This window comes from Streptomyces antarcticus (assembly GCF_026627255.1).
GTDB classification, from domain to species: Bacteria; Actinomycetota; Actinomycetes; order Streptomycetales; family Streptomycetaceae; genus Streptomyces; species Streptomyces antarcticus.
The window spans coordinates 1-18,937 of the sequence record NZ_JAPNLM010000048.1 but is presented as its reverse complement, the minus strand read 5'-3'; the positions used below and the strand labels follow the sequence as shown (position 1 = coordinate 18,937).

Here is an 18,937-nt window from a genome sequence, read left to right as displayed (position 1 = left end):
CAGATTAGCTGTAGCCTTCGCGGCTGTCAGTACTGGTGCACCCGGAGGTGGCGATGGCGGCAACGCTCAAGGACGCTTCGGCGATAGTCGGCATCGGCCAGACCGCCTTTGCCAGACAACTGCCGCAGTCCGAGAAGGAACTGGCCTGCCGGGCCATTCTGGCGGCACTGGCCGACGCCGGCATAGAGCCCGCAGAGGTCGACGCCTTCTCCTCGTACACCATGGAGGAGACCGACGAGGTGGAGGTGGCCAAGGCCATCGGCGCCGGCGATGTCACCTTCTTCTCCAAGATCGGCTACGGCGGCGGCGGTTCCTGCGCCACCGTCGGCCACCTCGCGGCCGCCGTCGCCACCGGCCAGGCCACCGTCGGCGTCGCCTGGCGCTCGCGCAAGCGCGGCTCCGGACCGCGTCCCTGGAAGAACACCGCCGTCCAGCTGCCCACCCCCGGGCAGTGGACCCGCCCCTTCGGCCTGCTGCGCCCCGCCGACGAGATCGGCATGCTGGCCCGGCGCTACATGCACGAGTACGGCGCCACCCGCGACCACCTCTTCAACGTGGCGATGGCCTGCCGCAACCGGGCCAACGAGAACCCGGCCGCGATGATGTACGAGCGCCCGCTGACCCGCGAGATGTACATGACCTCCCGCATGATCAGCGACCCGCTCTGCCTCTTCGACAACTGCCTGGAGACCGACGGCGCGCTGGCCTGCGTGATCGTCTCCGCCGAACGCGCCCGGGACTGCCGCCAGAAGCCCGTCTACGTCCACTCCGCCGCTCAGGGCCTGCCCGCCCAGCACCACGGGATGGTCAACTACTGGAACGACGACCCGCTGACCGGGCCCGCCTGGACGGCCGCCCGGCACCTTTGGAAGCAGGCCGACTTCGGCCCGCAGGACGTGGACGTCGCCCAGATCTACGACGCCTTCACCCCGCTCATCCCGCTCTCCCTGGAGGGCTACGGCTTCTGCGGCCGCGGCGAGGGCGCCGCCTTCACCGAGGGCGGCGCGCTGGAGATGGGCGGCCGGCTCCCGATCAACACCGGGGGCGGCGGGCTGAGCGAGGCCTACGTCCACGGCTTCAACCTGATCAACGAGGGCGTCAAGCAGCTGCGCGGCACCTCCACCGCCCAGGTGCCGGACGCCGCGACCTGCCTGGTGACGGCGAGCGAGGGTGTCCCGACGTCCGCGATCCTGCTGAGAGCCTGAGGAGCCGACCCATGACCGCGCCCCAGACCACGCCCGTGACCACGCCCGTGAGCGCTCCGGCCGCTCCGGCGGTCCCGGCCGCCCAGCCCGCCCCCGCCGCCGACGCGCTGCTGTTGCCCGTACCCGACGAGGACGGCGCCCCCTTCTGGGAGTACGCCGCCCGGGGCGAGCTCCGCGTCCAGGCCTGCGCCGACTGCGGCAGGCTCCGCTTCCCGCCCCGCCCCTGCTGCCCGCACTGCCGGTCCTTCGCGAGCGAGTGGCGGCCGATGAGCGGCCGCGGCCGCATCTGGTCGTACGTACGCCCGCATCCGCCGCTGCTGCCCGCGTACGCCGCGCAGGCCCCGTACAACGTGATCCTCGTGGAGCTCGCCGACGCCCCGCAGATCCGGCTGGCCGGCAACCTCGTCACCTCCGCCGACGCCCCGCTGGACTCGGTGGACCCGGCCCGGCTGCGCATCGGGGCGCGCGTCCAGGTGGTCTTCACCGAGACGGGCGGGATGGCCGTGCCGCGCTGGGTCCTGGAGAAGCCGTGACGCTGCGGGTGGAGCGCGACGCGTCGACCGGGGTCGCGGTCGTCACCCTGGACCGGGAGCACCGGCACAACGCCATCGACCTGGAGACGGCCGCCGAACTGAGCGCGGTATGGCGGGAGTTCCGCTTCGACGACGCGGTACGGGCCGTCGTGCTGACGGGCGCGGGGACGGCCGCGTTCTGCACGGGCATCGACCGGGGCGTGGACGTGCCGCAGCCGGGGTCCCCGTACTCGGTGGACGATCCGCTGGTGGCGATCGGCCCCAAGGCGGCCGACCTGTGGAAGCCGGTGATCGCCGCCGTCAACGGCATGGCCTGCGGCGGGGCCTTCTACCTGCTGGGCGAAGCGGAGTTCATCGTCTCCTCCGAGAGCGCGACGTTCTTCGACCCGCACACCGCCTACGGCATGGTCAGCGCGTACGAGGCGGTCTACATGGCGCAGCGGATGCCCTTCGGGGAGGCCGCCCGGATGTCCCTGATGGGCACGGCGGAACGGCTCTCCGCCCGGCGGGCGTACGAGATCGGCCTCGTCTCGGAGCTGACGGCGCCCGAGGAACTGCTCCCGGCGGCGCTCCGGTCGGCGCACACTCTGGCCGGCTTCCCGACGGAGGCCGTACAGGGCACCGTACGGGCCCTGTGGTCCGCGAAGCGGGCCGCGCTCCGGCAGGCCCTGGACCAGGCCCCGGCACTGATCACGCTCGGGAACCTGGCGCCGGAGCGGCAGGCGGAGCTGTTCGCCTCCCGGCGGCGGCCGGGAGGCGAGTACCGCCTGCGCTGACCGCCGCCACGGACCGGGCCGGTACGAGCCGGCGCTACGGGCCGGGGCTGCCGGGTTCAGGAGCGCCGCTTGGTGGCCCTCGGCTTGGGCTTCGAGGTGGACCCGCTCGTGGACCCGCCCGACGACGAGGTCGGCGCGGGGCTGCCGGTGGCGGACGCCGAGGAGGACACGACGGAGACCGTGCCGATCCGGCAGGTCTTGACCTCGGCGGCGCGCGCCGGTTCCTTGAGGGCGACGTCGACCGTGCCGGTCGCCCGCGCCTCCAGGGTCACCCGGGCGGTGGTCGCCTCCAGGACGGTGCCGGACGCGGTCTCCCGGTACAGGTTCACCTCGAAGGTGGCCTTGCGGTCCAGCCGGGAGGTCACCTTCACGGTGGTGACCGGCGGGGTCGCGCCGGCGCACGAGGCGACCACGGCCGTGGCCGGGTCACCGCTCGGGCTCGTGGACGGCGTGGCGCTCGCCGAGCTGCCGCTGCCACCGTTCCCGTTCCTGCTCCCGCTCCCGCTGTGCGTCTTCTTCTTGCTGCTCTTGGAACTGGAGCAGCCGCCACCGCCGCTCTTGCTCTTCCCGCTGCTGCCGCTCCCGCCGGTCGACGAAAAACCGGTCAGCGCGAAAACGACGGTGATCAGCACGGCCGTGAACCGCATACGACGTACGGCCACCATGGCCCCACCCCTCCCCCTGGACAACGGCGGGTCACGGTACCAGCCTCCGGCCGGCGCGGACCGGGCCGCACGGCATCTCCGCGACCCGGACGCCCGGCTCCTTGCGCGTGCGGCGACGGGTACCCGGGCGTAGCGTCGGGACGGGGTCGCCATCGGGAAGGGCCGGGCATGATCCGCAACGCACTCGGTTCACTGTTGGGGCTGATCGGCGCGGCCGCCGCCGTCTGGAGCCCGTTCCGCGCCTGGTACGGCTACCGCCAAGGGCGCGACTACCGCATCGAGGAGCTGTTCTCCGGCGCCGGCATCACCGACGACCGGGCTTCCCTGTTCGGGTCGATCCTGCTGCCCTTCCTCTTCGCCGCCCTCCTGACGCTGGTCGCGGTCGTGCTCCGCTCGCGGCTGCTCATGGGGCTGGCCGGGGTCGTCGTGCTCGGGTTCGCCGTGCTGTGGATGGTCCGCCAGGGCCAGGCCGCGGGCAGCCTCTCGGTCGGCGGTGACGGTCAGGGCCTCGGCGACGGCCTCGCCAACGCCTTCGGCGGAGGCGCGCTGCTGCTCCTGGGCGCGGCCGTGATGAGCGGCCGCCCCTCCCGCCGCCGCCGCACGGACGCTCCCGCCGCCCCGGACGAGGCACCGTACGGCACCCCGTACCCGCCCGCCCACCAGGACCCGGCCCCGTACGCGCAGGCCCCGCAGGACCCTCCTCGGGCGTACCCGCCCACCCACCAGGACCCGGGCGAAGCCCACCCGCCGGAACCCTCAGGCCCCTCAGGCCCCTCCGGCCCCACGGGTCCGACCGGCTGGGGCCCGAGGCCCCCCAGGGACCAGCAGCCGTAGCCCCGGCCCTCCCCGCACCCCCCGGGACCGACCCGCCCCGGATACGGCGGCGGCCCCCCCCCCCGGGAGGGGGCGGGGCCGGCCGGCACGTGGGTGCGGGGATCAGGCGGCGTCGACGACGCCCGAGGCCGCGATCTCGACCTTGCCCTTGGGGGCGCCGGACTGGGAGCCCAGGGCCTCGATCTGGTCGACCAGCGCCTGGCCCTCGACGACCTCGCCGAAGACGACGTGCTTGTTGTCGAGCCAGGAGGTGACGACGGTGGTGATGAAGAACTGCGAGCCGTTGGTGTTGCGGCCGGCGTTCGCCATCGACAGGAGGTACGGGCGGTCGTGCTTCAGCGTGAAGTTCTCGTCCTCGAACTTCTCGCCGTAGATGCTCTTGCCGCCGGTGCCGTTGTGGTTGGTGAAGTCACCGCCCTGCAGCATGAACTGGGGGATGACGCGGTGGAAGCCGGAGCCCGCGTAGCCGTAGCCGTTCTGGCCGGTGGCCAGCTCGCGGAAGTTCTGCGCGGTCTTCGGGACGACCTCGTCGAAGAGGTTGAAGACGATGCGGCCCGCGGGGGCGCCGTTGATGGTGATGTCGAAGAAAACGTTGCTCATGGGGTCCATCCTGTCACTCCCGGTGCGTTCCGCTACCGGGAGGGGCCGAGTCGCCTCAGCCCGCCGTACGGGTTCCGGTGCCCTTCGCCGCGTCGAGGGCGTACACGCAGCGGTCCTTGCTGCACGCGTAGACCACGCCCGCCTCCGCGACCGGGGCGCCCGTGATCTCGCCGCCCGTGGCCAGTTTCCAGCGGAGCTGGCCGCCCGCGGCGTCCAGCGTGTAGAGGCAGTGGTCGGCCGAGCCGAAGTGCACCCGGCCGTCCGCGACCGCCGGGAGGCCGGTGATCTCGCCGCCCGCCGCGAAGCGCCACTTCGGGGTGCCGGTGACCGCGTCGAGGGTGTACAGCGCGCTGCCCGCGCCGAGGTGCACGTTGCCGTTGGCCACGAGCACCGGGTCGGCGGAGGACCGCGACTCCGTCGCGATCCGCCAGCGGTCCTTGCCGGTGGCCGCGTCGAGGGCGTAGACGGTGCCCAGGTAGTCGGCGAGGTAGACCCCGCCGCCGGTCACCGCGGGCCCCGGCGCGAACGCGGGGGCGGCCAGGAACACCGCGGGGGCCTCGAAGTGCCAGCGGACCCGGCCCGAGGACCGGTCCACGGACAGCACCCGGGTGCCGGCGCTGACGTAGACGTTGCCGTCGGGGGCGGGCGTGACCCGTACGGGCACGTTCCCGCAGGAGGCCGCGTCGCCGACCGGGTACGACCAGGACTCGCGGCCGCTGCGGGCGTCCACGGCGCGCAGCCGGGCGTCCTGCCACACGTACACGGTGCCGTCGTGGAGGACGGGGGCCGCCTCCGGGGTCTCGAAGTCGGTCTGCGCGCCGGACAGCTCCCACAGCCGGTGCCCGGTGGACGCCTCCCAGCCCTGTACGTCGCCGCCGCGCGTGGCGGTGACGACGGTGCCGCGCTCCGCGCTCAGCGCGTACACCCAGGCATCGGTGGACAGCCGCCACCGCTCAGAGCCGTCGGTGGCGTCGAGCGCGTAGAGGGACGGGCCGTCGGAGGCGTGGATGCGGCCCTCGGAGACGGCCATGGACCAGGCCACGTCGCGGGTCTTGAACTGGCGGCGGCCGCTGGCCACGTCCAGGGCGTGGACCTCGAAGGAGGTCACGTACAGCAGGTCGCCGGCCACGGTGGGGGTGCCCCACACCTCGTTGGACATGCGGAAGCGCCACGGGCGCCAGCGGCCGCTGTCCGGGGCCGGAGCGGGATTCGGCACGGCCCCCACCGCCGAGGGGGCCGCGGTGGAGCCGCCGGGCGGGCGGATCCAGCCGGTGGCGGAGTCCGCGGCGACGTGCGGGACGGGCGCCACCGCCGTCGCGCGCGGCCCGGGCCCGATCGGCACCGGGGAGCCGCCGAGCCGTACGGGCTCGCCGGACGGCACCGGGGCCATCGGCGGGTGGTGGGGGCGCTGCGGGACGGCGTGCCCGGTGCGCGGGTCCGCCCACGGGTCGGCGCCGCGCTGGCGGCGGTGCGTGGCGGACCCGGAGTCCGGGCCGCGGGAGCCGCCGGGGCGGGGCGCGGGGGCGCGGACCACGGCGGCGGGGGGCGTACGGTTCCCCGACCGGCGGGCCTCGATCATCGCGACGACCCGCTCGGGCAGCCACGCCGAGGCGGTGCCGCTGTCGTCACCGCCGTCGAAGAGGTGCGGGGCGAGCTGCGCCTGGAGGTCGGCGGGCGTCGGCCGCTGCGTGGCGTCCATCTGCATGCAGGAGTCGATGAGCGGCCGCAGCTCGTCGGGGAGCCCCTCCAGGTTGGGGCCCTCGCGCAGCAGCATGAAGACGGTCTCCACCGGGTTCGCCCCGTGGTACGGCGGGTGTCCGGTCGCGGCGAAGACGAGGGTGGAGCCGAGCGAGAACACGTCGCTGGCCCCGCGGACGCTGCGCGAGTCCTTCGCCTGCTCCGGCGACATGTAGGCCGGGGTGCCGACGGCGACGTTCGTCATGGTCAGCCGGGTGTTGGAGACGCCGCTCGCGATGCCGAAGTCGATCACGCGCGGCCCGTCCTCGACGACGAGCACGTTCGACGGCTTCAGGTCGCGGTGGACGAGGCCGGCGCCGTGGATGGACTGGAGCGCCTCGGCGATCCCGGCTGCGAGCCAGCGCACGCCCTGGGCGGGCATCGGCCCGCACTCGTTGACGATCTCCTCCAGGGAGGGCGCCGGGACGTAGGCGGTCGCCAGCCACGGCACGGCGGCGCGCGGGTCGGCGTCGACGACGGCCGCGGTGTAGAAGCCGGAAACGGCGCGGGCGGCTTCGACCTCGCGGGTGAAGCGCACCCGGAACAGCTGGTCCTCGGCGAGCTCGGTGCGCACCGTCTTGATCGCGACCCGCCGTCCGGACGCGGACCGCGCGAGATAGACCAGCCCCATGCCGCCGGCGCCGAGCCGTCCCAGCACCTCGAAGGGGCCGATCCGTCTCGGGTCGTGCTGCGTCAGCTGCTCCACCACTCGCCTCCACACGTCCCCGTACGGGCCCTCGCCGGGTCCGCTTCCACCAGCACGCGCGAGCCGGGCCCGGGGCCCGGCCCCGTGCAGCGTCTCACCCCCGGGCGCCGCCCGGGGTCGCGCAACCCCGATTCTGTCAGGCCCGCGCCCGGTCCGGCCCCGGGACGGCCCCACGACAGCCCGGGGACGGCCCCACGACGGCCCGGGGACGGCCCCTGGGCGCCGCTCGGCTACCCCGCGGGGCGGGTCCGCGGCTCCGAGAGCAGCCCGAAGACCGCCCCCTGATCGTCGGCGACGACCGCGATCCTCCCGTGCGGGGTGTCGAACGGATCGGCGGTGACCCGGCCGCCGAGCCGCTGCACCGCGGCGACGGACGTGTCGCAGTCCGGGACGGCGAAGTAGGCGAGGAAGTGCGCCGGCATGACCTCCGGGAAGGCGTCGGTGATCAGGCTGCGCCCCATCACCGCGGTGTGCGTGCCGGGGGCGCTGCCGGGCGGGGACCAGATGCGGTACTCGACGCCGGCGTCGTCCTGGTCCTGGGGGACGTAGCCGAAGACCTTGGCGTAGAAGACGTCCACGGCGTCGCGGGCCCGCGTGTAGACCTCGGTCCAGCAGTACGAGTACGGCTCCTGCTGCACGTCGAAACCGTGGTGGGTGCCCGGCTGCCACAGCCCGAAGACGGCGCCGCCTGGGTCGGCGGCCAGGGCGGCGGTCCCGTACGGGCCGACGGGCATGGGGTCCATCACCATCTGGCCCCCGGCGGCGCGGATGCGCTGGGCGCAGGCGTAGGCGTCGGTCGTGTAGAGGTAGATCCCCCAGACGGTGGGCATGCGGCCGTCCGGTTTGGGGGCGAGGGCGGCGACGTTGCGGCCGCGGCTGTAGGCCTGCGTGTAGTGGCCGTACTGGGCGCCGGCGCCGTCGGCGAAGGTCCACCCGAAGAGCGCACCGTAGAAGCGCTTGCCCGCCTCCACGTCCGGAAGCGAGGCGTCGACCCAGCAGGGTGCGCCTTCCGCGAATGCGGCCATGAGCCCGGTTCCTTCCGTTGTGCGGGGGTTTGTGCCCTCTTCGCCCCTCCCCGCCATGATCCGCCCGAAAACTTGTCCACAGCCTGTTGATAAGACTATTCGGGGGACGGCCGCGGGCAACCGGCCGGTACCCGGGCGGCGGCCGGGCGGGCACGGGCGGCGGGTGTGCGCGGGGCGGCGTGCGCGCGCCCCGTACGGGCCTTACGTACGGCCCGTACGGGGCGCGGCGGCCCCTCAGGACCGGCTCCGGGCCAGGCCAGCGACCCCGTGACCCCATTTGCAGGCGGCCGAATAGCGCGCCGATCACCCCTCGGTAAGCTGACGGCATGACAGGACAAGTACGCACCGTCGACGGGCGTGTCGCCGGCCGGCGCGGCCAGGCGACGCGGCAGAAGCTGCTCGACTGCCTCAGCGAGATGCTCAGCTCCTCGCCGTACCGCGACGTCAAGGTGATCGACGTCGCCCGCAAGGCCGGCACCTCCCCCGCGACCTTCTACCAGTACTTCCCGGACGTCGAGGGCGCCGTCCTGGAGATCGCCGAGCACATGGCCAGCGAGGGCGCGCAGTTGACGTCGCTCGTCGAGGGCCGCACCTGGGTCGGCAAGGCCGGGTGGTCGGCGGCGGAGGAACTGGTCGAGGGCTTCCTGGAGTTCTGGCGACGCAACGACGCGATCCTGCGGGTCGTCGACCTCGGCGCGGCCGAGGGCGACAAGCGCTTCTACAAGATCCGCATGAAGATCCTGAACTCCGTCACCAACTCCCTCACGGAGTCGGTCAAGGACCTCCAGGCCAAGGGCAAGGTCGACAAGGACGTCAGCCCCGCGGCGATGGCCGGCTCCCTGGTCGCGATGCTGGCCGCGGTCGCCTCGCACCAGAAGGGCTTCCAGACCTGGGGCGTCAAGCAGGCCGAACTCAAGCCGAACCTGGCCCTCCTCGTCCACCTCGGCATCACGGGCAAGAAGCCGACCAAGTGACGACGGACCCTTCCGGGGTCCGTCGTCCCGGGGCGGTCTCGCGCCGCCGTACGCCTGCGATCAGCGACGCTCCAGGCGGAACAACCGGATCTCGCGCTCGATGCGCGCCTGGTACGTCGCGTACGGCGGCCAGAACACCAGGGCCGCCCGCCATGCCTCCGCCCGTTCCTCCCCCTCCAGCAGCCGGGCCCGTACCGCGATGTCCTGGCCCTTCCAACTCACGTCCGCGTCCGGGTGCTTGAGCAGGTTCCCGGTCCACGCCGGGTGCCCGGGCCGGCCGAAGTTGGAGCCGATCAGCAGCCAGGCCGCCCCGCCGTCCTCCGGCATGCAGGCCAGCGGGGTGGAACGCGGCACGCCCGTCTTCGCCCCCTTGGCGGTGAGGATCACGCCCGGCAGCATCTGGGCGCTCAGGATGACCTTGCCGCGGGTCAGCCTGTGCACCGCCTTGTCCATGGCGGGGATGAAGTGGGGCGCGACCTTGGCGAACAGCCTGGTCGAAGAGACCTTCCGCATCAGCTTGACGCCGACGCCGGGATTCACGGCCATCAGACGGCCACCTTCTCCTTCTCGGGTTCCGCGGACGGGGTGAAGAGGCCGGCCCGGTGCGCGGCGTGCGCCCGCAGCCGGTGGACCGGCCCGAACAGCAGCTCGTCGGCCGCCGCCCGCTTGAAGTACAGGTGCGCGTCGTGCTCCCAGGTGAAGCCGATGCCGCCGTGCAGCTGGATCGCCTCGCCCGCGGTGACGCGCAGCGCCTCCAGGGCCTGGGCGAGGGCGAGTCCGCCCTGCGCCGGGTCCCACGCGGCGTAGTGGGCGGCCGAACGGGCCGCCTGCACCTGGACGTAGAGGTCGGCGAGCCGGTGCTTGACCGCCTGGAAGGAGCCGATCGCCCGGCCGAACTGCTCGCGCCGGCGTACGTACTCCACGGTCCGGGCGAGGGCCTGGCCGGCCGCGCCGACCGCCTCGGCGGCGAGCACGGCGGCGGCGGTGCGCCCGGTGGCGGCGAGGGCCCACGCGACGTCCGCCTCCGCCTCCCCGCCGCCGAGCAGTTGCGCGGGGACGTCCCTGAGCTGGATCGCGGCCTGCGGCCGGGTCTCGTCGAGTACGGCCTGCCGCGCGCGTACGAGGCCGGGCGCGTCCTCCCGTACGAGGAACAGCAGCGTGCGGGCGCGCGCGAAGCCCCCGGTGTGCGCGGCGACCAGCAGCACCGACGCGCTGTGGCCGTCGAGCACCTGGGCCGCCTCCCCGTACAGCCGCCAGCCGCCGCCGTCGGCGTCGGCGCGGGCCTGGACCCCGCCCGCGCGGCCGCCGCCGGCCCACTCGCCGGCGGTGTTGTCGCCGGTGAGCGCGAGGGCGGTGGCGAGCACCGGGCCGGGGACGGCGAGGGCGGCGGTCAGACCGCCGGCCGCGAGCGGCGGGAGCAGCTCGGAGCGCTGGGCTCCGGTGCCGAGCGCGGTGATCAACGGTACGCAGAGCCCGGCGGTGGCGAACAGCGGCGAGGGCAGCAGCACCCGCCCGGCCTCCTCGCAGGCCAGGGCCAGGTCGGCGGGGGTACAGCCGACGCCGCCGTACTCCTCGGCGACGGCGAGGCCGGGCAGCCCGAGCCGCTGGGCGAGCTGCTGCCACAGCTCGCGGTCGTGTCCGGCGGCGGTGCGCACGGCGGCCTTGACCTCGTCCGGGCCGCAGCGTTTGCCCAGGATTTCGCGCAGGGTGCGGCGTATCTCTTCCTGCTCCGCGGTGAAGGCGGCATCCATCGTCGGGCTCCTCCCCGTATCTGACGGGCCGTCATGTTAGGGCGGCGGGAGCCAGATGCACAGGGGGCCGACGACGAGGCGTTGCCGCCGGGGGCGGAGAGGCGGGCGGGGCGGCACGGGAGGCCGGGCGGCGCGAGCGGCACGGGCGGCACGCACGGCACGCACGGCTCGCGCTCTAGCGTCTGACGCATCGTCAGATATACCGTCTCCCCATGCCTGGACCGTCGGGACAGCCCCGCCCCCTGCCCTCCCCCGCACCGCGCCGCCGGGTCGCGGTCGTCGGCGTCGCCCTCTCGGACTGCGGCCGCGTGGACGGCCCCACCCCCTACGCCCTGCACGCCCAGGCCGCCCGGCGCGCCCTGGCCGACTCCGGACTGGACCGCTCCGTCATCGACGGCTTCGCCTCGGCCGGACTCGGCACCCTCGCCCCGGTCGAGGTGGCCGAGTACCTGGGCCTGCGCCCCACCTGGGTCGACTCCACCTCGGTCGGCGGCTCCACCTGGGAGGTCATGGCGGCCCACGCGGCGGACGCCATCGCCGCCGGGCACGCCAACGCCGTCCTGCTGGTCTACGGATCCACCGCCCGCGCGGACATCAAGGCCCGCCGCCGGACCTCGAACCTCTCCTTCGGGGCGCGGGGACCGCTGCAGTTCGAGGTCCCGTACGGCCACACGCTGATCTCCAAGTACGCGATGGCCGCCCGCCGCCACATGCACGAGTACGGCACGACGCTGGAGCAGCTCGCCTCGGTGGCCGTGCAGACCCGGGCGAACGCGGCCGCGAACCCCGACGCGATGTTCCGCGACCCCATCACCGTGGACGAGGTGCTGTCCGGCGAGATGATCGCCGACCCGTTCACGAAACTGCACTGCTGCATCCGCTCGGACGGCGGCTGCGCGGTGCTGCTGGCGGCGGAGGACTACGTACCGGACACCGCGAAGGCGCCCGTCTGGATCCTGGGCGCGGGCGCCTCGGTCTCCCACACCACCCTGTCGGAGTGGGAGGACTTCACCGTCTCCCCGGCGGCGGTCTCCGGCCGCCTGGCCTTCGAACGGGCCGGTCTGACCCCGGCGGACGTCGACCTCGCCGAGATCTACGACGCGTTCACGTACATGACCCTGGTGACCCTCGAGGACCTCGGCTTCTGCGCCAAGGGCGAGGGCGGCGCCTTCGTCGAGAAGGGCCGCCTGCTGCGCGACGGCGAACTCCCGGTCAACACCGACGGCGGCGGCCTCTCCGCCTGCCATCCGGGCATGCGCGGTCTGTTCCTGCTGGTGGAGGCCGTCCGCCAGCTGCGCGGCGAGGCGGGCGCCGGCCAGGTCGTGAAACCCGGCGGCCGCCTGCCGGAGGTCGCCCTGGCCTCGGGGACGGGCGGCTGGTTCTGCTCCTCGGGAACGATCCTCCTGGGCCGCTAGCCGCTGGCCGCTGGCCGCTCTCCGCCGGAAGCCGGAGTCCGGCCGCCGGCGGCCGGAGCCGTCAGTACTGCCAGCGCGGCTGGCTGCCGTCCAGGCGGCAGTGGATCAGCCGCCCGTTCCCCGCGTGCGTGGACCGGCCCAGGTCGGTCTTGCGGCAGAACTGGCCCGCGTTGTAGCAGTTGCCGGCGTTGGAGACGATCTCGCAGTCGGCGGGCACCGGCCGGGTCGGTGCCCGCGTCGTCGGCCGGACCGCCGGCTTCGTCGAGGGCCGGGGCGCCTGGGTGGTGGCGGACGGCTTCGGGTCGGCGGCCGGGGCGGCGGTGCGCGGGGCCGCCCGGGTGGGCGAGGGGCTCGGTACGGCCGCGGGGGCGGCAGAGGGGGACGCCGTCGGGGAGGGCGTCGGGGACGCCGCCTCGGGCGTGGGTGTCGGCGTCGGGCTCGGGCTCGCGGTCGGGGCCGCCGACGAGGGAAGCGAGTCCGGCGCCCCCGCACGACGCGGCGCGCCCCCTTTCACCGCAACCGGTACGGAAGGCGGCAGCCATGAACGGCTCAGCGCACACACGCACGACCGGTACCACCGGTACCACCGGAGGTGGCATCAGGTCACGCACGTCCGTCGCCGTGCTGCTCGCCCTGCTCTTGGGCGCGTACGCGGGAATGGTGACGCTTCCCAACGCCAGGCACCTGCGCTCGCTCCACGACGGCGTACAGGCCCACGCGACGCTCCGCACGGGCGGCTCGTGCGTCCTGGGCCGGTGAGAGGTCGAATTCGAGGCCGGCGGGCGCACCGTGGTGGCCGCCCTCCCGGCGGGCAGTGGCGGCGGGAAGTCCCCAGTCGGCACGCGACTCACCGTCCGCTACCGGGCGGACGATCCCCAGGTGGTCGCCCGCCAGAGCGACGTCGACGGCGGCGCGGCGGCCGTGGGGACTGCGGCAGCGGCCGTCTCCGCCCTCGCCCTTCTTACCGTGGCGGCCCTGGCGACGCTCTCCCGGGCGCGGCAGCGCGCCCGCCCGGCCCGGCAGGACCCGGCGGGGACGACGCCCTAGCCTGGGGCAATGACTGGTGAGATCGGCAGCGAAGAGTTCCGTGCCACCCTGCACTCCCTGCGCGTGTGGGACGGACCGCTCCCCACGTTCGACCCCGGAGCGGCGCCCGCCGGGCCGTTGCCGCTGTTCCGGGAGTGGCTCACGGACGCCGCCAGGGCGGGGCAGCCGGAGCCGCACACGATGAGCCTGGCGACGGCCGACGCGGAGGGGCGGCCCGACGTGCGGACGCTGATGCTGCACGACGCCGACGCCCGCGGCTGGCACTTCGCCACGCACGCCACCAGCGCGAAGGGCGAGCAGCTGGCCGGACGGCCGGATGCCGCGCTGGGGTTCTACTGGCCCGCCGTGGCCCGCCAGATCCGCCTACGGGGCCGGGTCACCGCCTGCGGCGCGGGGGAGAGCAGGGCCGATCTGGCGGTCCGCTCGCGCGGTGCGCTGGCCGCCGCGCTGACGGGCCGGCAGAGCGAGGTCCTCGGGTCCGTCGAGGAGCTGGCGCGCGCGTCGGCGGCGGCCTGGGAGCGGGCCGGGGCCGAGCCGGACGCTCCGGTGCCCACGTGGACCCGGTACGTCCTGGCCCCCGTCGAGGTCGAGTTCTTCCAGGGCGACGCCGCCCGCCGCCACACCCGCCTGCGCTACCGACTGACCCCCGACGGCACCTGGACCCGCGAGCTGCTCTGGCCGTAACGGCCGCGCACGCGACGGGCGCGGCCGCCGGTTGCGCCCACCCAGCGGCCGCCCCGGTCCCGGCCGCCCCGGCTCCCGACCCCCGGCCGCCTCGCCTACCCCGCCTACCCCGCCGCCGCCCGGCGGAAGACCGCCACCGCCACCCCGTCCGCCGCCTCGCGGAAGGTCACCGTCAGCGGCATGCCGATGGCCAGGTCCGCCGCCTCGCACTCGACGACCTCCGTCATCATCCGCGGCCCCTCCGCCAGGTCGACCACCGCCGCCGTGTACGGGACCCGCTCCCCGAACGGCGGGAGGTCGTTGCGGTGGACCACCGACCAGGTGTAGAGCGTCGCGCGGCCGCTCGCCGCCTCCCACGTCACCCGGTCCTCCCCGGCCCAGCAGAACGGGCAGAACTCGCGCGGGTAGTGGTGCGCCCGCCCGCAGTCCGCGCAGCGGCGCAGCAGCAGCCGCCCCTGGGCCGCCGCGTCCCAGTAGGGGCGGGTGAAGTCGTCCGCCTCCGGGAGGTCGTACCGGGCGGTCACAGGAAGAGCCCGAAGGCGGCGTCGAGGGACCAGGCCTGCCAGCCCATGGCGAAGAGCGCGACGAGGGAGATGAGCGCCATCATGGCGTTCTGCCCCTGCTCGGCCCAGTCGTGGATCATCAGCACCAGGTAGAGCAGGTTCAGCAGCAGCCCTCCGACCAGGGCGACCGGCGTCAGCAACCCGAGCACCAGGCCCAGCCCGAGGGCGAGTTCGGCGTAGACGACGAGGTACGCCATCGCCTTCGGCCGCGGCCGCACCACCTTCTCGAAGCCGCCCTTCACGAACCCCCAGCGGTGCTTGCCCGCGACGTCGGCGGCCCACGCGATGCCGGTCCCGCGCTCGAACCAGCCCTTCTTGTCCTTGTGCCGCCAGCTCTCCAGCCACCACAGGCCGAGGCCTATCCGGAGCACGGCGAGCCATTCGGCCCCACTGAGCCAGATGGTCTGCATCGGCAGCCCTCCACCCCTCCACCACGACGAGCACTAGATCTGACGGTACGTCAGTTCAGCGGATCCGAAGCGTTCCCGCAAGGCCCCGGCCACCCCCACCCGGACCCCTCACCCCGCGCCCCACCCCACACCCACCCCGCCCCCACTCCTCTTCCGTGATCGATCCGCAATCGATTCCCTCCTCGTCCGAGACCCATCAACCCAGCGTGGCGATACGATCACTCCTCATGCCCGGACCCCCCACAGCACCCGACATGACCACCCAGCCGACCCCCGTGTACGTCATCGGCGCCGGCCCCGGCGGCCTCGCCGCCGCCGCCGCGCTGCGCGCCCGCGGGGTCCGTACCGTCGTCGTCGAGAGGTCCGACACGGTCGGCTCCTCCTGGCGGGGCCACTACGACCGGCTCCACCTGCACACCACCCGCCGCCTCTCCGCCCTGCCCGGCCTGGCCATGCCGCGCCGCTTCGGACGGTGGGTCTCGCGTGACGACGTCGTGCGGTACCTGGAGAAGTACGCCGAGTTCCACGAGCTGGAGCTGGTCACCGGCGTCGAGGTGACCCGCGTCGAGCCCGCCGCCGGCGAGGACGGAAGCCGCGACGGCTGGACCCTGCACGCCAGCGGCGGCCGGGTGCTGACGGCCGCGGCCGTGGTCGTCGCCACCGGCTTCAACCACACTCCCCACGTGCCCGCGTGGCCCGGCCGGGACGGCTACACCGGGCGGCTGCTGCACGCGGCCGAGTACCGCGACCCCGCCCCGTACGCCGGGCAGGACGTCCTCGTCGTCGGCGTCGGCAACACCGGCGCCGAGATAGCCGTCGACCTCGCCGAGGGCGGCGCCGCCCGCGTACGGCTCGCCGTACGCACCGCCCCGCACATCGTGCGCCGCTCCACCGCCGGCTGGCCGGCCCAGCGCACGGGGATCCTCGTACGCCGGCTGCCCGTCCGGCTCGTCGACCGGCTGGGCGCGCTCGTCGCGAGGGTCTCCGTCCCGGACCTGTCGGCGTACGGCCTTCCCCGCCCCACCACCGGCCTGTACAGCAGGGTCCGGGAGGGGGCCATCCCCGTGCAGGACGTCGGCCTGATCGACGCGGTCCGCCGGGGCGCGGTCGAGCCGGTCGCCGCCGTGGAGTCGTTCGACGGAGCCGCGGTCGTACTCGCCGACGGCGCGCGGATCACCCCGGACGCGGTCGTCGCGGCCACCGGCTACCGGCGCGCCCTGGAGGGCACGGTCGGCCACCTGGGCGTGCTCGACGAGCGCGGCCGCCCCCGCACGCGCGGCGGCCGCGCCCCGGACGGGGCGCCGGGCCTGTACTTCACCGGGTTCACCAACCCCATCAGCGGGGCCTTCCGCGAGATGGCCCTGGACGCCGACCGGATCGCGAAAGCCGTGGCCCGACACCTGCGCACCCGAACCTGAACCTGAACCTGAACCGCACGGGGCAGCACCGGGCCCGGGACGACACCCCCACCACAACCGAACCCACCACACCGAACCGGCCCGAACCGATCCGGACCTCACCCAGAACCGAACCTCACGACCCGAACCGAACCTCACGACTCGAACCGGGCACCTCGGCCGGAACCGCACTCTGGACCCGCCCCGAGGGCGTCTGACACCGTTCCACACACCACCTCCACCACTTTCCTGCGCAGCCCTGTTCCTGACGACACGTCAGTTCAGTAATCTGACTACGCGTCAGTTATTGAGGTTCATCGAGCAGGAGCGGGCGGAACGATGCTTGGATCTACTCACGGCACCCTCACCACCGACTTCCGCGCACGTGTCGAGGCCTGCGGGGAGACCCCCAGGACGGCCGTCCACTCCTCGGCGGCGCCGTCCGCCGAGGACGCGGTCGCGCTGGACGTCAGCGGGCGGCCCCTGCACTCCGATGTCCCCGACCTGGACCGGTTCTTCCGGCCCGAGTCGGTGGCCGTCATCGGCGCCTCGGACGCCGAGGGCAGACCGAACACCGGGATCACCCGCCAGCTCATCGCCTGGGCGGAGCGCGTCGGCGCGCGGCTCCATCCCGTCCACCCGACCCGGACGACCGTGTTCGGCCTCGCCTGCCACGCCTCCGTGGCCGACCTGCCCGAACAGGTGGACCTCGCCGTCCTCCTCGTCGCCGACCCGCTCCCCGTCATCGAGGAACTCGCCGAGACGAAGGTGAAGTTCGCCGTCGCCTTCGCCTCCGGCTTCGCGGAGACCGGAGACGCGGGCGCCGCCGCCCAGGACCGGCTGGCGGCCGCCGTACAGCGCTCGGGCCTGCGCCTGCTCGGCCCCAACACGAACCTCAACGCCTTCGAGGCGTTCCGCCAGGACCTCGACGGGCCCGCCATCGCCCTCATCACCCAGTCCGGCCACCAGGGGCGTCCCGTCTACTCCCTCCAGGAGCTGGGCATCCGCCTCTCCCACTGGGCGCCGACCGGCAACGAGGCAGACCTGGAGACCTCCGACTTCATCTCCTACTTCGCCGAGCAGCCCGAGGTGGGGGCCATCGCCTGCTACGTCGAAGGCCTCAAGGACGGCCGGTCCTTCCTCCTCGCCGCCGACCGGGCCGCGCGGGCGGGCGTACCCGTCGTGGCCGTCAAGGTCGGCCGCACCGAGACCGGCGCCCGGATGGCCGCCTCCCACACCGGGAAGCTCACCGGCGCCGACACCGTCGTGGACGCCGCCATGCGGCAGTTCGGCGTCATCCGCGTCGACGGCCTGGACGAGCTCCAGGACACCGCCGCCCTGCTCGCCCGGGCCCGCAGGCCGCAGGCCGACGGGGTCGTCGTGTACTCCATCTCCGGCGGCACCGGCGCCCACTTCTCCGACCTCGCCACCGAGGCGGGCCTCACCCTGCCGACCCTCGACCCGGCCAAGCAGGACGAGCTCCACCAGTGGATACCGGAGTACCTGAACGTCGCCAACCCCGTCGACAACGGCGGCCATCCGGTCGGCGACTGGCGCGGCCGCAAGATCATCGACGCGATCCTCGCCGACCCGTCCGTAGGCGTCCTGATCTGTCCGATCACCGGCCCCTTCCCCCCGATGAGCGACCGGCTCGCGCAGGACCTGGTGGACGCGGCCGAACAGACCGACAAGCTGATCTGCGTGATCTGGGGCTCCCCCGTCGGCACCGAGGACGCCTACCGCACCACCCTCCTCGGCTCCTCCCGCGTCGCGACCTTCCGCACCTTCGGCAACTGCATCACCGCCGTACGCGCCTACCTCGGCCACCACCGCTTCACCGCCGCCTACCGCTCCCCCTTCGACGAGGCCCCCCGCACCCCCTCCCCCTCCTTCCGCAAGGCCCGGGCCCTGATGCGGCCCGGCCAGCAGCTCAGCGAGCACGCGGCGAAGCAACTGCTGCGGGCGTACGGGATCCGGGTCCCCCGGGAGCAGCTCGTGACGAGCGCGGCGGCGGCCGTCCGGGCCGCCGGGCTGGTCGGCTACCCCGTCGTCATGAAGGCGTCGGGCCCCCAGCTCGCCCACAAGACCGAACTCGGACTCGTCAAGGTCGCCCTCACCTCCGCGAGCCAGATCCGCGACGCGTACCGGGAGCTCACGGACATCGCCCGCTACGAGGACGTCCCCCTGGACGGCATCCTCGTCTGCCAGATGATCGAACGCGGCGTGGAAATGGTCGTCGGCGTCACCCAGGACGACCTGTTCGGCCCCACCGTCACCGTCGGCCTCGGCGGGGTCCTGGTGGAGGTCCTGCACGACGCGGCGGTCCGCGTCCCGCCCTTCGGCGAGGACCAGGCCCGCGCCATGCTCACCGAACTGCGCGGGCACGCACTGCTGGAGGGCGTCCGGGGCGCTCCACCGGCCGACGTGGACGCTCTGGTGGAAGTGATCCTGCGCATCCAGCGGATGGCCCTGGAACTGGGCGACGACCTATCGGAGCTGGACATCAACCCCCTGATGGTCCTCCCCCGCGGCCAGGGCGCGGTGGCCTTGGACGCCCTGGCCATCTGCCGCTGACCACCCCCACCACGGTCACGTCACCCACCCACCCACCCACC

At 74.2% G+C, this 18,937-nt stretch carries 20 protein-coding genes; 11 read left to right on the top strand and 9 right to left on the bottom strand.

Going from position 1 to position 18,937, the window contains the following annotated elements:
* The first annotated feature begins 53 nt into the window (after positions 1-53).
* From OTB16_RS37310 to OTB16_RS37300, 3 genes are all read left to right on the top strand, one after another.
* Positions 54-1,205, top strand: a complete 1,152-nt coding sequence (locus tag OTB16_RS37310; protein ID WP_267727108.1) for a lipid-transfer protein — start codon at positions 54-56, stop codon at positions 1,203-1,205.
* Positions 1,206-1,312: 107 nt separating this feature from the next.
* A complete protein-coding gene (locus OTB16_RS37305; protein ID WP_267727128.1) occupies positions 1,313-1,738 on the top strand; it encodes a Zn-ribbon domain-containing OB-fold protein in 426 nt (141 codons plus the stop codon).
* Positions 1,735-2,514, top strand: coding sequence for an enoyl-CoA hydratase/isomerase family protein (locus OTB16_RS37300; protein WP_267727106.1), 780 nt, complete (start codon positions 1,735-1,737; stop codon positions 2,512-2,514). Before OTB16_RS37305 ends, OTB16_RS37300 begins: the two co-directional genes overlap by 4 nt.
* A 56-nt stretch (positions 2,515-2,570) precedes the next feature.
* Here the strand turns inward: OTB16_RS37300 and OTB16_RS37295 are convergent, their stop codons facing one another.
* Positions 2,571-3,179, bottom strand: coding sequence for a hypothetical protein (locus tag OTB16_RS37295; RefSeq protein WP_267727105.1), 609 nt, complete (start codon positions 3,177-3,179; stop codon positions 2,571-2,573).
* 168 nt (positions 3,180-3,347) lie between these two features.
* Here OTB16_RS37295 and OTB16_RS37290 point away from each other — a divergent pair, with 168 nt between their 5' ends.
* Positions 3,348-4,013: a hypothetical protein gene (locus OTB16_RS37290; RefSeq protein WP_267727103.1), complete on the top strand. Its 666-nt coding sequence runs from the start codon at positions 3,348-3,350 to the stop codon at positions 4,011-4,013.
* A 102-nt stretch (positions 4,014-4,115) separates the two neighbouring features.
* Here OTB16_RS37290 and OTB16_RS37285 read toward each other — a convergent pair whose 3' ends face one another.
* The 3 genes from OTB16_RS37285 to OTB16_RS37275 form a co-directional block, all read right to left on the bottom strand.
* Entirely contained in the window at positions 4,116-4,613 is a 498-nt protein-coding gene (locus OTB16_RS37285; protein ID WP_267727101.1) for a peptidylprolyl isomerase, read from the bottom strand.
* Positions 4,614-4,668: 55 nt separating this feature from the next.
* A complete protein-coding gene (gene afsK / locus OTB16_RS37280; protein ID WP_267727099.1) occupies positions 4,669-7,059 on the bottom strand; it encodes a protein serine/threonine kinase AfsK in 2,391 nt (796 codons plus the stop codon).
* Positions 7,060-7,286: 227 nt separating this feature from the next.
* The gene (locus OTB16_RS37275) at positions 7,287-8,081 is read right to left on the bottom strand and encodes a VOC family protein (RefSeq protein WP_267727098.1); all 795 of its coding nucleotides are present in this window, start codon (positions 8,079-8,081) and stop codon (positions 7,287-7,289) included.
* A gap of 326 nt (positions 8,082-8,407) precedes the next feature.
* On the opposite strand from OTB16_RS37275, the gene OTB16_RS37270 reads away from it, so the two are divergent.
* Complete coding sequence (locus OTB16_RS37270) at positions 8,408-9,055, top strand: TetR family transcriptional regulator (protein WP_267727096.1); 648 nt, start codon at positions 8,408-8,410, stop codon at positions 9,053-9,055.
* Between the two features lie 60 nt (positions 9,056-9,115).
* Here the strand turns inward: OTB16_RS37270 and OTB16_RS37265 are convergent, their stop codons facing one another.
* Together OTB16_RS37265 and OTB16_RS37260 are read right to left on the bottom strand one after the other, a co-directional pair.
* Positions 9,116-9,601 carry a nitroreductase family deazaflavin-dependent oxidoreductase gene (locus OTB16_RS37265; RefSeq protein ID WP_267727094.1) on the bottom strand — a complete coding sequence of 162 codons (486 nt, stop codon included), beginning with the start codon at positions 9,599-9,601 and terminating at the stop codon, positions 9,116-9,118.
* Positions 9,601-10,806 carry an acyl-CoA dehydrogenase family protein gene (locus OTB16_RS37260; protein ID WP_267727093.1) on the bottom strand — a complete coding sequence of 402 codons (1,206 nt, stop codon included), beginning with the start codon at positions 10,804-10,806 and terminating at the stop codon, positions 9,601-9,603. The genes OTB16_RS37265 and OTB16_RS37260 overlap by 1 nt, the downstream gene beginning before the upstream one ends.
* Positions 10,807-11,018: 212 nt before the next feature.
* Here OTB16_RS37260 and OTB16_RS37255 point away from each other — a divergent pair, with 212 nt between their 5' ends.
* Positions 11,019-12,221, top strand: coding sequence for a thiolase C-terminal domain-containing protein (locus tag OTB16_RS37255; RefSeq protein ID WP_267727091.1), 1,203 nt, complete (start codon positions 11,019-11,021; stop codon positions 12,219-12,221).
* Positions 12,222-12,282: 61 nt separating this feature from the next.
* Here OTB16_RS37255 and OTB16_RS37250 read toward each other — a convergent pair whose 3' ends face one another.
* Positions 12,283-12,438: a hypothetical protein gene (locus OTB16_RS37250; RefSeq protein WP_267727089.1), complete on the bottom strand. Its 156-nt coding sequence runs from the start codon at positions 12,436-12,438 to the stop codon at positions 12,283-12,285.
* 323 nt (positions 12,439-12,761) lie between these two features.
* Between OTB16_RS37250 and OTB16_RS37245 the strand changes: the two genes are divergently transcribed.
* The 3 genes from OTB16_RS37245 to OTB16_RS37235 are packed head-to-tail and all read left to right on the top strand — an operon-like array spanning position 12,762 to position 13,952.
* Positions 12,762-12,980 (top strand): hypothetical protein, encoded by a 219-nt coding sequence (locus OTB16_RS37245; RefSeq protein ID WP_267727087.1) that lies wholly within the window; start codon positions 12,762-12,764, stop codon positions 12,978-12,980.
* 33 nt (positions 12,981-13,013) lie between these two features.
* A complete protein-coding gene (locus OTB16_RS37240) occupies positions 13,014-13,268 on the top strand; it encodes a hypothetical protein (protein WP_267727086.1) in 255 nt (84 codons plus the stop codon).
* Positions 13,269-13,277: 9 nt separating this feature from the next.
* A complete protein-coding gene (locus OTB16_RS37235) occupies positions 13,278-13,952 on the top strand; it encodes a pyridoxine/pyridoxamine 5'-phosphate oxidase (protein ID WP_267727084.1) in 675 nt (224 codons plus the stop codon).
* Positions 13,953-14,056: 104 nt separating this feature from the next.
* Here OTB16_RS37235 and OTB16_RS37230 read toward each other — a convergent pair whose 3' ends face one another.
* Positions 14,057-14,476 carry a Zn-ribbon domain-containing OB-fold protein gene (locus OTB16_RS37230; RefSeq protein WP_267727082.1) on the bottom strand — a complete coding sequence of 140 codons (420 nt, stop codon included), beginning with the start codon at positions 14,474-14,476 and terminating at the stop codon, positions 14,057-14,059.
* The gene (locus OTB16_RS37225; protein ID WP_267727080.1) at positions 14,473-14,925 is read right to left on the bottom strand and encodes a DoxX family membrane protein; all 453 of its coding nucleotides are present in this window, start codon (positions 14,923-14,925) and stop codon (positions 14,473-14,475) included. The genes OTB16_RS37230 and OTB16_RS37225 overlap by 4 nt, the downstream gene beginning before the upstream one ends.
* A gap of 227 nt (positions 14,926-15,152) precedes the next feature.
* Between OTB16_RS37225 and OTB16_RS37220 the strand changes: the two genes are divergently transcribed.
* A complete protein-coding gene (locus OTB16_RS37220) occupies positions 15,153-16,343 on the top strand; it encodes a flavin-containing monooxygenase (protein WP_267727079.1) in 1,191 nt (396 codons plus the stop codon).
* Positions 16,344-16,661: 318 nt separating this feature from the next.
* The gene (locus tag OTB16_RS37215) at positions 16,662-18,896 is read left to right on the top strand and encodes an acetate--CoA ligase family protein (protein WP_267727076.1); all 2,235 of its coding nucleotides are present in this window, start codon (positions 16,662-16,664) and stop codon (positions 18,894-18,896) included.
* The last annotated feature ends 41 nt before the right edge of the window (positions 18,897-18,937 follow it).